The organism is Pontibacter aydingkolensis (assembly GCF_019443125.1).
Classification (GTDB): domain Bacteria; phylum Bacteroidota; class Bacteroidia; order Cytophagales; family Hymenobacteraceae; genus Pontibacter; species Pontibacter aydingkolensis.
On record NZ_JAHYXK010000019.1, the window covers coordinates 28521 to 41750 of the forward strand.

The following is a 13230-nucleotide window of genomic DNA, read 5'->3' on the forward strand; positions in this document are numbered from 1 at the left end:
GCATGTTTAATTTACCGTTTTGATTTACCTGATTATTGGCTTTAAGCATAAGTCAGGCAATTTTGCGCAATGTATATTTGTCTAACCCTTAACAATACTTACATGAAAATTAGAAGTTTAGTCTCCCTAACCCTGGTGCTTGCAATAGGCATCTTCTCATCCTGTACAAAAGATATAGATGAGGTAAATCCTAATCTGGGAAATTCAGCCTCGGCTGATGCAAAAAAAAATAACATCGGTCCTGCCAGCGGTGGGCCAACACAATCTACACTTACACTTACTTTTAACCCGAGTCCGGTATATATTAACGAGATGGCAGCCGTTAATGTATCCATCAGCGGAATACCCGATGAAGGCGAAATGCAGATTTTGAAAGCAGTGGATGAGTTAGGTAACCATACAACTGCTGCACTAGCCACAGACTGGGTAGCAGTTGTTAAACAAACGGTACCTGCATCCGGCCAGATAAGCTATAACTTTACCTCAACAAGAGCGGGTATGTACGGATTTAAAGCTAAGTATGAGCCTTAAGGAGGTAGTGGCTTTCTGGCAAGGGACGTAACCGGCGATATACAGGTGATGAATAACTGCACCGGAGTATCACTGGATGGCGCTATTGTTTCAACTAGCAGTAACGGCGACCTTTATACTTTCACTATAGCTTATACTGTAAACTCGTGCATGATTTTAAATGGTGCTAAACTTCAGGGCGGTTTAACTGCCGGAGTAATATTTGATGAGTCTACAGGAACGAGCCCGATGGCCAGCGGCGTAAATACTACAGGAAAAGTTGACAAGCCTAATTATGTTATAAACTGGCAATTAGGGGACCTGACCAATGGCTATAACCAGGCTTATTATGTTACTTTTTCTAAGCAACTGAAAGACGCCGGTGTACACACCATTACCGGAGACTGGTCTGTAGAAGGCAAAGACGCTGAAGGTAATACAGTTAGAGTTGGTTTTAATGAATTGAGCTACACCGTTAACTAATCGGTTAGATTATACTCAAAGCAAGAAGCGGCTGTCCTATTCGGAGCAGCCACTTCTTGTTTTATACTTCCCCCATACTTACCTCATAATCCTGATTACCTCGCCGGAGTTGTTCCCCATCGGGTTAAGGTGCTTGTTAATGTTGTAGATAAAGCTAAGCATGTAGTATTGGCCCAGCGAGTTCAGCGTTTCGCGCTCAATGTACAGCGCGTTGGTTGTCTGGTTTATACCGGTATTCCTATCGAGCAGGTTGGTGGCCGATAGCTTTAACTCACCTGCATTGTTCTTCAAAAACTGCCTTGAGATAGAAGCATTGAGTAACGGAATTGCCTGATTAAAATTGGTGGCGTTGTTATCGTAAACAAGGTAATCGAACGTGGCATTTATGTTGTAATGCTTCAGGAAACGGTAGTTTGCGTCGGCTGCGTACGTTTTGTTCAGGAAGAGCTGGTCGTTCTGGTTCGTATCCTCATACTTTGTACGCTGTGCCGTTATATCAGCTCTTAGGCCAAAGTTCAGATTCTCTTTTTGGTAAGAGTAACGGATGTTACCGGAAGCGCTTCGCACGTTTACGTCATTCTCCACATCATTCAGCACACTTATCGTGTTCTGGTCGCGCACGTTGGCACCAAAATGCAACCTGCTGTTCAGCTTTTTTATAGGGTAAGAATAGTTTGCAAAAGTTGAGACCATCGTATTATAATCCACGTTTACCGGTGTTGTAGTTCTGATAGAGTTCTCATCTATACTTTGCGAAGAAACTATGGCGTTTGTGGTGTGCATTACGCTTAGCATACCAAAGAAACTACGCAGCGTGCCGGCATCAAAGCTGTTATAATTCAGCCTAACCTGGTGCATATAAGATGGGATCAGGTTTTCGTTACCCACGTAGATGTTTAGCGGGTTACTGATATCGGCTACTGGCTGCAACTGGCGTATACTTGGCTCTTGCACTATGGTTTCGTAGTTAAAGCTTAGCCGGCGGTTGTTGGCAAAATCGTAGTTAAAACGTGCGGTTGGCAGCAGATTATAAAAGTCACGGTCAATGTTTTGTTTGCCGTCCATGTTACGCAGCCATACTTCTCCGTTCAGGTCGCTTTGCTGCAGGCTGGTACCCAGCGTAAGGTTATACTTTTGGCGGTTAAGTTTGTAGTTCAGCCCAAGCCTGTGGTATAAGTACAAACTCTCATACATGTTGCTCAGGCTTGCGTTCAGTGTATTGCTGTTGCCTTCAATATCGTATACTTCGCGGTTAGATTCGCTTAGGTTTGCCCGGTAAGTATAGTTCGATTCCAGGTACTGCCTGTTGCCAAGCGGCTCGGTGTGAGATACGCCAAGCGTTAGGTTCCTGGTATCGCTTGCCTGTTCGTTGCGCTGCCTAATCTGGCTGTCTTCTCTGTTCGCAAAGGTCAGGTCACTGTCATAAGTACCATCAGTGTCGTTCTGGTTTGCCGACATATCAGCATTTACAGACATAAACCTGCCCGGCTTTGTAAAACGGTGGCGGAAAAGTATACTTGAGTTAAGGTTAAAGATATTGCCTTCTGAGTTAGAACGGGTATCACTGGCATTCAATACCTGGTCATTTGTGCCGAAGTTATTTATCCGGCTGCTCTGGTTCTGTGCTATCTCGTTATAGGATAGGGCTCCGGTTACTTTTAATGAGTTAAGCGAATCTATTTTATAGTCTAGCGTAACATTGCCCCGATGGTTCAGGTTACCTCCATCCTGCGTTGTTCGCTCTGTAGTTCGTGGGTTACCTGCATTTAAGAGGTTATCACGTTCTACATCTTTGCTGATGGTCTGGTTCAGGTTGTTGAAAAAATAGCTGCCGTTAGCTTCCAGCTTTTTAGTTACCTGGTTGTTAAAGTTGAGGCCGCCTGCCTGCGTGTTCATCAAACCGTTCATGCGGCCTCCGGTGTTTATAGGAATTCCGTTAGCTGTGCCTCCGCTGCCGTTGTTAATAACGATCATACCTCCGCCCATTCTGGACATGCCCCCGTTGAAGTTAGCATACTCATCAAAGCCGAAGCCCTGGCTGTTAATGTTATTGGCCATACCCAAAAAGGATAGTTGCTGCCCTTTTTTAAAGCGGTTTATACTTGCCTTGGCCTGGTAACGCTCGTCGGTACCGCCACCGGCCATTACACTGCCAAAGGCGTTGTTGCGTTTTTCTTCTTTAAGCTGCAGGTTAATGGTTTTTTCACGTTGCCCGTCGTCTATCCCGGAAAAAGTGGCCTGGTCAGATTTTTTGTCGAACACCTGCACTTTGTCAATGGCATCGGCAGGCAGGTTTTTCGTTGCCATTTTCGGGTCACGGCCAAAAAACTCTTTGCCGTCTACGGTTACACGCTGCACCTTTTCGCCCTGCATCGATACGTTGCCCTCTGCGTCTACCTCCACACCGGGCAGCTTTTTAAGAAGCTCTTCTACGGCAGCGTTAGGCTGGGTTTTAAAGGAGCCGGCATTAAATTCGATGGTGTCTTTTTTGATTACTACCGGGCTCTTTTCCCCCTGCACCTGTACTTCTTTTAGTTGTTTGCTTTGCGGTTGCAGCTTAATAGCACCCATATCCACAACGGTAGCCCCATTTGGAAACAAAATTTTCTGGAAGAATGGATCAAAGCCCAGGAACGATACTTTGAAAAGATAGTCTCCTTTGCTCACACCTTTTACCTCAAAGGCACCCTGCAGATCGGTGGCTCCAAAGTTTACCAGCGTAGAGTCTTTTGCCTGCAGCACCAGCACCGTGGCAGATGGAAGGGCTGCGTCTGTGTTATCCAGCACACGTCCCTTTACGGAGTATTTCTGCGCAAAGGAAACGTGGCTGATGATCAGGAAAACCAGCAGTAATAGCTTTTTCATAGTTTTAGTTTTTTTAAGTAGACCTGCTTAGTTCCTGATGATAAAACTGTTACCGTTGCCGCCTCGCTGCTTCATCTGCTCTTCCATCATGGCCTGGTATTGTGCATTGGTTACTTTTTCGCCTTTTGTTGGCTCTACCAGATCGTTCTTCTTCAGCGCTTTGAAATCTACTTTAGTGGCTCTTGTTACGCGCAGACCATTGTCGAAATCAATCTCCAGCACGGCACCCGGCAGCGAGGTGTAGTTATCCGGTCCCAGGTTCGGGCGCAGCTTATCGGTATACCAGGCAATGGTTGTTTTGCCTGATTTTTCGTCTGTAAAGAATGCTTGTTTGCAAGTATAGCCTTGTATGGTTTTGGTTTCGTCGCCGAACTTCCATGGCATAATGCTCAGCGAATCCTGGGTAATGTAGTTCTTGCCTATGAACTCACGTAAAAGCACACGTTTATCCTGCGACGTATTGATGTAGGTTTGGTTCTGTGCCATTCTCATCACAAACTGGCCGCCACCGCCGGTTGCCGCCGCCATATCGTCCTGCTCATCCACCAGAGGCTTGTACAACGATTCTGTTGCGTTGAATGTAAGGATGTTGCGGGTTGTTCTAAACTCCGGTATCATGTCTTTCATCTGGGCACGCTCTGCCGGAATGTTGCGGTGCATGTTGATCCGTGTTTCATAGGTAATTGCACCCTGTGTTTGAGCCAATGCGAACTGCGATACCAGCATCATCACCAAAGCTCCAAGTATGGTAAGTGTGTTTTTCATAACGTTTCTTTTTTTCTGTAAATGTAGCAGCTTAACCTATTGCTTATAGTTAAGATCTGTTAACAAGAAGTTAAAGAAAAGTTAAAGTTTGAGGATGCGTATCACAACGCATGTATCAGGTATCACGATTTATAGGAGGGTATTTGATTCTATGGCGCAAGCCTCCAGGCTTTTCTGGAAATGAGGAAAGGTAATCAGAAATGATTTTATTGCACATGCCACAAGTTTAGCGTTAGCGCAACTTGTGGCTTATACTGATGCCAGTTTGTAACTGGCGAAAACCATAAACTATACTTACGCCAGCTACAAACTGGCTATCATAGGCAACCACCAGTTACCGCTGCGCTCAAACTGGCGGTATGTTAAGGATAGAAAGCTACTGCCTCAGCTACTTTACCTCAAGCCACGGCACAAGATGCGAAGCAATCCTTTCTGATTCTATTAAAAAGCCGTCGTGGCCGTAGGAAGATCCGATTTCTACATAAGTGGCATTGGGAATATGCTGGCTGATAAAAACCTGCTCCTGAACCGGGCAAAGTATGTCGCTGCTGATGCCAATGATAAGTGCACGTTGTTTTATACTTTGCAGCACCAGCGCCAGGTTGCCGCCGCGCCCTCTGCTCAGGTTATGACTATCCATGGCTTTGGTAAGTAGCCAGTAAGTATAAGCATTAAACCGGTTCACCAGCTTATCGCCCTGATAGCGGATGTAAGATTCTGCTCTGTAGTTATCTGTTTTCTCAGTATCAGGGTCCGACTGGCGTTCTACCATTATTTCGTAGTTTCGGTAGGTAAGCATACCGATTGCACGCGCTGCTTTCAGCCCTGCACTTCCGGCTTTTTCAGATTTATCTAACCAACTGCAGTCCGCTTCTATGGCAAGGCGCTGCGAAGTATGAATAGCTATACCCCAAGCACTCTCTGCCGCTGAGGTGGCCAATAGGAAAAGGTTTTCAATTATCCCGTGTTCCATCACACACCACTCCAATGCCTGGTAACCACCCATACTTCCGCCTACAAGCAGATGAATATTTTCCAGCTTCAGGTGCTTTCGCAAAAGTATATGCGCATGTACCATATCGCGTATAGTTACCAGCGGAAAATTACTGAAGTATGGCTCCTGCGTAAGCGGGTTTATACTTAGCGGCCCCGAAGAGCCATAGCACGAACCCAGGATATTGGCACAAACAATAAAATACTTTTCAGGGTCAAGGGCCAACCCCGCGCCTACCAAACCGTTCCACCAGTCAGTGGCATCAGCATTGGCGGTAAGTGCATGGCAAACCCATACTACATTATCTTTGCTGGCATTTAGTTTACCGTAAGCATGGTAGGCAATGGTAATTTCTGGCAGCGCCTCTCCGCTTTCCAGCCCAAATGCCTGCTTAGAGGTAAAATAGTTAATTCCTGTGCTTTTCATTTGTATGCAAAGAAAGCACATGTTTTATTTACATTCACAACTAACAAACACAATGGAAGCAATAGAACTAAAAAGAGTAAGCGGAGAATATGGTTTCGAGGCTACAGATGAACAGGGAAACATTGCCCGGTTAGACAATAGCCTGAGCTCTGGCGGCAATAATTTTGGTGTGCGGCCCATGCAGTCGCTGCTGATAGCCATGGGTGCATGCAGTGGCATAGATGTGATCTCTATCCTTAAAAAACAGCGCCAGGACCTGCAAGGCTATAGTATGAAAATTGAAGGCGAAAGAGAGAAACAAGAAGACTTTTCGCTGTGGAAAACGGTGCACGTAACCTTTAACCTGACCGGGAACATTGATGCCGACAAAGCAAAAAGAGCCTGCCAGCTGTCTGTAGAAAAATATTGCTCTGTAGCAGAAACACTTCGCCGTGCCGGCTGCACTATTACCTGGGAAGCCAACGTTTCTGAAGTGTAAACAACCTATAAACCGGACTCCAGATTAACAGGTAAACCAACTCCTTAACGCTCTAAAAAAGTATAAAATGGCTTTTGATCCTATAACGCAGGCAATCCGTATCCAGACAGAACGCACCAACCAAATGGAGCACTCCACACCGCTGTTCCTTACAAGCAGCTTTTGTTTTGACGATGCTGAAGAAATGCGTGCCGCGTTTGCCGATGAGTCGGACGACAACATTTACAGCCGTTTTAGCAACCCGAGTGTGCAGGAGTTTGTAGATAAAATGTGTGCCCTGGAAAGTGCAGAGGCAGGCTTTGCCACGGCATCAGGTATGAGCGCAGTGTTTGCCAGCTTTATGGCTTTGCTGAAAGGCGGAGACCATTTGCTGGTATGCAACTCAATATTTGGCAGCACGCACACCGTAATTACAAAATACTTGCCCCGCTACGGCATAACCTATACTTATGTAAGCGCAGAAAAGCCGGAAGAGTGGGAAGCTGCTATCCAGCCAAATACCAAAATGCTTTACCTGGAAACGCCTACCAACCCGGGACTGGATATCATCGATCTGGAATTTGCGTCGGGATTAGCGCAGAAGTATAACCTTATACTTAACGTAGACAATTGCTTTGCCACACCGGTTAACCAGAAGCCACTGGAGTTTGGCGCACACCTCTCTGTGCATTCGGCCACCAAGTGGATAGACGGTCAGGGAAGAGTGCTGGGCGGTGTGGTGGTAGGCAAAAAAGAGCTGATAAAAGAGATTTACCTTTTTAGCAGAAGCACAGGCCCTGCCCTGTCGCCGTTTAATGCGTGGGTGCTGAGCAAAAGCCTGGAAACGCTGGATGTGCGCATGGAGCGCCATGCCTCAAACGCCCTTACCGTAGCAAAAGCACTGGAAGACCATCCGGCCATTACCTGGTTAAAGTACCCCTACCTGCCAAGCCACCCGCAGTACGAAATCGCTAAAAAGCAGATGAAGAATGGCGGCGGCATTGTTTGCTTCGAACTAAAGGGTGGGTTGGATGCCGGACGCGCTTTTCTGAACAGCCTGCAGATGCTGTCGCTAACGGCAAACCTGGGAGACACCAGAAGTATAGCCTCGCACCCGGCCAGTACCACCCACGCCAAACTAACTGAAGAAGAAAGGCAAGCTGTAAACATTACCCCTGGCCTCATCCGGATCTCTGTCGGGTTGGAACATGTAAAGGATGTCCTTAATGATATTGTACAGGCGTTGAACAAGTTATAGTATAACCTAAAACTGGCTTTACAATAGCAAAAACGCACTAAAAAATAAAAAGCAGAAAAAAGCTTGACCTTTATGAAATTACTGCCGTAGATTTGTATCAATAATTTCTTATCCAGAAAGGTGGAGGGACAGGCCCTATGATACCTTGGCAACCTATCAATTTGATAAAGGTGCTAACTCCTGCTCTGCAGCAATGCGGGGAAAGATAAGCAAGACTGAGCAATTACTTTACGTAACATATTCTAGCTCTTCTGACTTATCGGAAGAGCTTTTTTATGCGCTTCCGGTAAAAACTCTGGATAAGTGGTTTCGTGTATTTTTTAACCATTAATATCCAGCGTAAAATGAAAGAAGCAACCAGCATTCTCCACAGCATTCCGGTAGACCCGCAGACAGGCGCCATTGCCGTGCCTATTTTCCAGACCTCCACCTTTGTGCAGGAGGCACCAGGCGTTAACAAAGGATTTGATTATACCCGCTCCAACAATCCCACCCAAAAAATTCTGGAAGACCTGCAAATAGGCATCACAGCAGTACTGCAGCGCACCCAAAAACAAAAAGTATCCGCCTAATTTTAGAAAGTATACAGATGAAAAGAAAAGAACTGAACATAGGTTTATTTGGCTTCGGCTGCGTAGGGTATGGTTTGTTTGAGGTGCTGCACAAAACGCCTGGTCTGAAAACCACGATAAAAAAAATATGTGTAAAGCAGGCAGGCAAAGCCAGACCTATACCCGCTGAAAACTTTACCTTAAACAAATACGACATTCTGGATGACCCAAGTATAAATGTGGTGGTAGAACTGATTGACGATGCAGATGCTGCTTTTGAGATTGTGTCTGAAGCGCTGAAGAAAGGAAAGGCTGTGGTATCTGCTAACAAAAAGATGATCGCGGAGCACTTTAATGAGCTACTTGAGTTACAGCGTTTATACAATGCTCCCCTGCTTTACGAAGCAGCCTGTTGTGCCAGTATCCCCATTATACGCAACCTGGAAGAGTATTACGACACCGACTTGCTGACATCTGTCGAAGGAATTGTAAATGGTTCCTGCAATTACATACTCTCCAGGATCTTCTCAGATAACCTAGACTATACTATTGCCCTGGCAGAAGCCCAGGCGCAGGGCTACGCCGAAAGCGATCCAAGCCTGGATACAGGCGGCTCAGACGCAAAGTATAAACTATTGCTGTTGATCGCACACGCTTTCGGACTAGTGCTTAACCCAGAGGATATATTTACCCTTGGCATAGACAGGATTGGGAATACGGAACTACAGTATGCCCGTGAAAAAGGATACAAGATAAAACTGGTAGCACAGGCTATCAAGAATGCAGACAATTCCATCAGCTTTTTTGTGATTCCAAAGTTTGTGAGTCCGGACTCAAGGCTTTACGCTGTTGATGATGCTTTTAATGGCGTTATTACCCACACCAGCTTTGCCGAAACGCAATTCTTTGTTGGCAAAGGCGCAGGTGCCTACCCAACGGCTTCTGCGGTACTCTCAGACTTATCAGCGCTTACCTATGACTATCGATATGAATATAAAAAACTGCACCAAGTAGATGCTGTTGCTTCCAATGAGGACAGGTTGTTAAGTATACTTCTCACAGGCAGTCATGACCTGTCGTTATACTTCGACCTGTTTAAAAGTATAGAAGAAACCTGTACCAGAAGGGATGGCAGCTATGTAATAGGCACCCTTACGTTGAGCAGCCTGAAACTGCTTATCAAAGAGCCTACTGTATCTGTAGTGCTGCGAAATATAGAAGTGGAAGATAAAGCGGAAGCTACCGCGGTATTTGCAGGAGTTGAGTTGCTTGATACTGTGTTAGGACAGGAAATATAAATTACTTAAAGCTCTGCATGCCATAAATATTTAGTGCCCTCGCTCGCGGGACGTGAGCGAGGGCAAAATAAGAGAATGAAACAACCCCTCCCTTGGGACAATTCCGCCAAAAAAGATACTTTAGATAGGGCACGGGCTGCAAGCCCGCGCCAGCGAAGGAGGGCTAATTTGAGACTCAGCCCAAGCTCAGGATATAGGTTTACCGCGCATTAACAGATACCGACTTCTCCTCATCTTTTCGGGCCATTTGCTGCGAGATGATACTGGCTGCCAGCAATTGCAGGGCGTGGTAAATCATGATGGGGAGAAGTATAATGCCTACTACGTTCGCGTCCGGGAAAAGCACCTTGGACATAACCGTACCATGTACCAGCGATTTTTTGGAGCCGCAGAAGATAGCAGTTACACTGTCGTCGCGGTTAAAGCCCAGCAGCTTGCTTAAAAAGTATATAAGCCCGTACACCAAAAAGAAAAGCGCCAGCATAGTAACGCCAAGTATAAGCAGAGTACTTATACTATAGCCACTAAACATATCGCGGGCAAACGACTCGCAGAAAGAAGTATAAACGATTAACAGAATAATTACCTGGTCAAAAAGGCGCATTTTGCTTTTGTTGTTTTCGGCAAAGTTGCCCCAGAAGCGGTGCAGTACAACGCCAAGTATAACCGGCAACAGCACTTGCAGCACCAGTTTGCCCATAATGCTCCAGATATCGAAGCTTTCGGTGCTGGCCTGCAAAAACAAACCCATCCAGAGCGGGGTGATAAAGATGCCGATAAGACTCGAGATGCTGGCGTTAAAGATAGCTGCCGGAATGTTGCCCCCTGCAATAGACACCATCACTACCGACGAGGAGACTGTTGATGGAAGAGCCGCCAAATAAAAAGTGCCCAGCCAGAGCAGTTCATTTCTGCTGCCCTCAAATAAAGTATGGAATGGCAGCACTAGTAACGGGAAAAGTATAAAGGTGCAGAGTTGCACTACTATGTGCAAGCGCCAGCTGCTCAGCCCAATTCTTAGCTTTTCTGGACTCAGGCGTAAACCATAAAAAAAGAAGATAACCGACACACCATAAGCAGCCAAATCTCCCAGCGACACCGGCTCCCGATCCACACCCAGTTGTGGCCACAGGTACGCCAGCACAATTACAAGGATCAGCGCCAGCAAAAACCAGTCTAAGCCAAAGCGCGAAGCTTTTGCACCTGGTCTTGGCATCAGGGCAATTCCTTTAGGTGTATCCTGGGGCTTAGTCACAGACGATAAGTATAGCTGAAAGTATAAAGCAGCGGCTCCAGAATATACTTCAGGGTCGCTGCAAATGCATTTTTATACTTTAGAAGTCCAGTAAATCAATTGTTTCCAGTTCAAATTCGGTGGTGTCTTCCTCAGCTGCATCCGGGGCGGTAACGATCAGGTCGCGGGCACGCCCGTACAGTTTCACGTTCGGGTAAAGGTTTTCAAATTCTTCCTGTGTTATTAACCCTCTGCGCCGCATAATGCCGCCAATCAACCTATAATAGTAGCCTTTGTGGCTGCGCAGGTTGCCGTAACTGTCAAAAGAAGACCGGTAACGTTTTGGGCTAGGTATTATACTGGTCAGGAAGATGGCTTCATTCAGGTTAAGCTCTGATGGTTCTTTACCAAAGTAAAACCTGGAGGCATCTTTGGCACCATAAACATCCGGCCCCCACTCAATAATGTTAAGGTATACTTCAAACATACGGTTTTTCGACACCAGGTCCAGGTTCTCGATCATCCATACAATGATTGCCTCCTCCACTTTACGGGCCACTGTTTTTTTACGCGACAGAAACACGTTCTTTACCAGCTGCATTGAAATGGTGCTACCGCCACGGGCAAACTCCCCTTCTTCCAGGTTTTTGATAATCGCCTGCCTGAATGCTTCTTCATGGAACCCTTTATGGCTATAATAACCAGCATCCTCAGCTGTAAGTATAGCATTGCGCAGGTGCCGTGATATCTGGTTGATAGGTGCATAAAATGCGTTAGAAGGGCCAACAGTAAATGTACGCACAGGCTTGCCATACTCATAAACAGTGTGTACAAACGAACCGTTTATCTTCTGTAAGTTGGTGTTACCCCACTGTTGTATTTTAAAGTCTTTTGAAGCGTCCAGGTCTGAGTTAAAAACAAGATAATCCAGGCTATCCATGTTCACGTGGAACTTCATTTTATACTTTAGCTCACCAGATGCCTTTATACCGTCCAGGTTTTCGAAAAGGCCGGCTGGCAGTGAACCGAAGAAATCATTGGCAGGCATCCACTCTGTTTTTACTCCAAGGTCATAAATCTTAGACGGTTTATTCTGGTAAGCGGCATATATATTGGCCTTAGCACTGTTTACGCGTACTTCTGTGGCACTATCTACCTCAAACAGATTTTGCCCCAGCGTAACTACATAATCAATCGCGCTTTCCTTTACTAGTATATCCTCGTCGTTAAGCTTGGCATGGTTAAGTATAAGGTTATTTACCATGGCCCGGCCTCTTACTGTCAGCTTTTCATTCCTGTACCGCTTATTGGTCAGGCTCAGGTGCAGGGTGTCGAAGGCTACCTCGCCTTCAAATTTCTTTTTCACGTAAGGCAGGCGAATACCTTTTTCATCAAAGGCATACAGGCTGGCATTAATGTTATAATCTCCGGGATCTATGGTGCCGCGAACACGCAAATTGTTCTGGATAGAATCGGCCAGAATTGACACCTGCGATTCTACATACCCATCGTCAATACGTAGAAACGGCATCCGTACATCTATCATCCGGTTAGGAGACTTATAAGAAGCATTCAGGTTTTTAAAGTCTACCTGGTCGGGCACGTTATCGAAAGCGGTCTCAATTACCCTGTTTAGCAAGGTGCCATAGTTGCGACCTTTGGTAGTATCTACAGGCTGGGCAGTCTCACTTTTTTTAAACAGGAAATCAAAGTTGTTTACATCCCCGTTTTTGCGGGCGGTCAGGTAGCCGTCGCTTACCTCCAGGCGCTTAAACACAATGCGGCCTTTAAAAATAGAACGGAAACTAACGGTTGCATATACGCTGTCGGTGGTAAAAAGCGTATCTAGGCCGTGGGGTACAAACGAGATGTCGTTTAAAACAACTGAATTCCAGTCTACAAACTCGGCGTTGCCTATATTCAGGTCTGCAGGATACTTGTTTTCTACTTTGGTGATAACACGCTCAATGGTATATTGTAAAACTCTGCTCCGGAAGATAAACAGCACTACAATTACCACCAGTAAAAAGGCCAGCAGGCTGCCACCCCAAATGAGTATTTTATTTTTCAATCGTCGGTCCAAAATATTCAGGTGCGAATTAACTAATAAGATTTGTATCTAAAAAAATGAGTGGGCAATAATAATTACTTCATAAACACTTATACGTAACTATATATTGCACTTGTTATTTTAAAGCATCATACGGCAGTTTACAGGTTAAGATTATATTACCCGGGGTTAAAGCGCAATCATTGTGCCAGCAAACAATATTCCCAGCAACTACACATATCAAACACACAGTATATCAACAAGTTATACTTACAAATACGTACAACACCAGACTTTAACAAAAGTAATCCTACTAAAACTACGCTGCTGCATTATTGG

The 13230-nt window shown here is 45.6% G+C and carries 11 protein-coding genes and 1 riboswitch; of the genes, 6 read left to right on the forward strand and 5 right to left on the reverse strand.

What is annotated here, in order from left to right; all coding sequences use genetic code 11:
• The first annotated feature begins 102 nt into the window (after positions 1-102).
• Both K0O23_RS17070 and K0O23_RS17075 read left to right on the forward strand, forming a co-directional pair.
• Complete coding sequence (locus K0O23_RS17070; protein ID WP_219878660.1) at positions 103-531, forward strand: hypothetical protein; 429 nt, start codon at positions 103-105, stop codon at positions 529-531.
• 48 nt (positions 532-579) lie between these two features.
• The gene (locus K0O23_RS17075) at positions 580-993 is read left to right on the forward strand and encodes a hypothetical protein (RefSeq protein WP_219878661.1); all 414 of its coding nucleotides are present in this window, start codon (positions 580-582) and stop codon (positions 991-993) included.
• A 78-nt stretch (positions 994-1071) separates the two neighbouring features.
• Here the strand turns inward: K0O23_RS17075 and K0O23_RS17080 are convergent, their stop codons facing one another.
• From K0O23_RS17080 to metX, 3 genes are all read right to left on the reverse strand, one after another.
• Complete coding sequence (locus tag K0O23_RS17080) at positions 1072-3858, reverse strand: outer membrane beta-barrel family protein (protein WP_219878662.1); 2787 nt, start codon at positions 3856-3858, stop codon at positions 1072-1074.
• A gap of 27 nt (positions 3859-3885) precedes the next feature.
• Positions 3886-4623 (reverse strand): GLPGLI family protein, encoded by a 738-nt coding sequence (locus K0O23_RS17085; RefSeq protein ID WP_219878663.1) that lies wholly within the window; start codon positions 4621-4623, stop codon positions 3886-3888.
• A gap of 388 nt (positions 4624-5011) precedes the next feature.
• A complete protein-coding gene (gene metX, locus K0O23_RS17090) occupies positions 5012-6043 on the reverse strand; it encodes a homoserine O-acetyltransferase MetX (RefSeq protein ID WP_219878664.1) in 1032 nt (343 codons plus the stop codon).
• Positions 6044-6095: 52 nt separating this feature from the next.
• Between metX and K0O23_RS17095 the strand changes: the two genes are divergently transcribed.
• The 4 genes from K0O23_RS17095 (at position 6096) to K0O23_RS17110 (ending at position 9607) form a co-directional block, all read left to right on the forward strand.
• Positions 6096-6521, forward strand: a complete 426-nt coding sequence (locus tag K0O23_RS17095) for an OsmC family protein (RefSeq protein WP_219878665.1) — start codon at positions 6096-6098, stop codon at positions 6519-6521.
• Positions 6522-6588: 67 nt separating this feature from the next.
• Positions 6589-7758: a trans-sulfuration enzyme family protein gene (locus K0O23_RS17100; protein WP_219878666.1), complete on the forward strand. Its 1170-nt coding sequence runs from the start codon at positions 6589-6591 to the stop codon at positions 7756-7758.
• Between the two features lie 105 nt (positions 7759-7863).
• Positions 7864-7970, forward strand: a riboswitch (SAM riboswitch).
• 132 nt (positions 7971-8102) lie between these two features.
• Entirely contained in the window at positions 8103-8330 is a 228-nt protein-coding gene (locus K0O23_RS17105) for a PLP-dependent transferase (protein ID WP_219878667.1), read from the forward strand.
• Positions 8331-8347: 17 nt separating this feature from the next.
• On the forward strand, positions 8348-9607 hold the full coding sequence (locus tag K0O23_RS17110) for a homoserine dehydrogenase (protein ID WP_219878668.1): 1260 nt from the start codon (positions 8348-8350) through the stop codon (positions 9605-9607).
• Between the two features lie 199 nt (positions 9608-9806).
• On the opposite strand, the gene K0O23_RS17115 is transcribed toward K0O23_RS17110, so the two are convergent.
• A complete protein-coding gene (locus K0O23_RS17115; RefSeq protein WP_219878689.1) occupies positions 9807-10823 on the reverse strand; it encodes a bile acid:sodium symporter family protein in 1017 nt (338 codons plus the stop codon).
• Between the two features lie 118 nt (positions 10824-10941).
• Positions 10942-12912, reverse strand: coding sequence for a transglycosylase domain-containing protein (locus K0O23_RS17120; RefSeq protein WP_219878669.1), 1971 nt, complete (start codon positions 12910-12912; stop codon positions 10942-10944).
• Positions 12913-13230: the final 318 nt, after the last annotated feature.

Coding starts and splice junctions, on each gene's coding strand:
- K0O23_RS17070 (WP_219878660.1), top strand. CDS start 103: ATGAAAATTAGAAGTTTAGTCTCCCTAACCCTGGTGCTTGCAATAGGC.
- K0O23_RS17075 (WP_219878661.1), top strand. CDS start 580: ATGAATAACTGCACCGGAGTATCACTGGATGGCGCTATTGTTTCAACT.
- K0O23_RS17080 (WP_219878662.1), bottom strand. CDS start 3,858: ATGAAAAAGCTATTACTGCTGGTTTTCCTGATCATCAGCCACGTTTCC.
- K0O23_RS17085 (WP_219878663.1), bottom strand. CDS start 4,623: ATGAAAAACACACTTACCATACTTGGAGCTTTGGTGATGATGCTGGTA.
- metX (WP_219878664.1), bottom strand. CDS start 6,043: ATGAAAAGCACAGGAATTAACTATTTTACCTCTAAGCAGGCATTTGGG.
- K0O23_RS17095 (WP_219878665.1), top strand. CDS start 6,096: ATGGAAGCAATAGAACTAAAAAGAGTAAGCGGAGAATATGGTTTCGAG.
- K0O23_RS17100 (WP_219878666.1), top strand. CDS start 6,589: ATGGCTTTTGATCCTATAACGCAGGCAATCCGTATCCAGACAGAACGC.
- K0O23_RS17105 (WP_219878667.1), top strand. CDS start 8,103: ATGAAAGAAGCAACCAGCATTCTCCACAGCATTCCGGTAGACCCGCAG.
- K0O23_RS17110 (WP_219878668.1), top strand. CDS start 8,348: ATGAAAAGAAAAGAACTGAACATAGGTTTATTTGGCTTCGGCTGCGTA.
- K0O23_RS17115 (WP_219878689.1), bottom strand. CDS start 10,823: ATGCCAAGACCAGGTGCAAAAGCTTCGCGCTTTGGCTTAGACTGGTTT.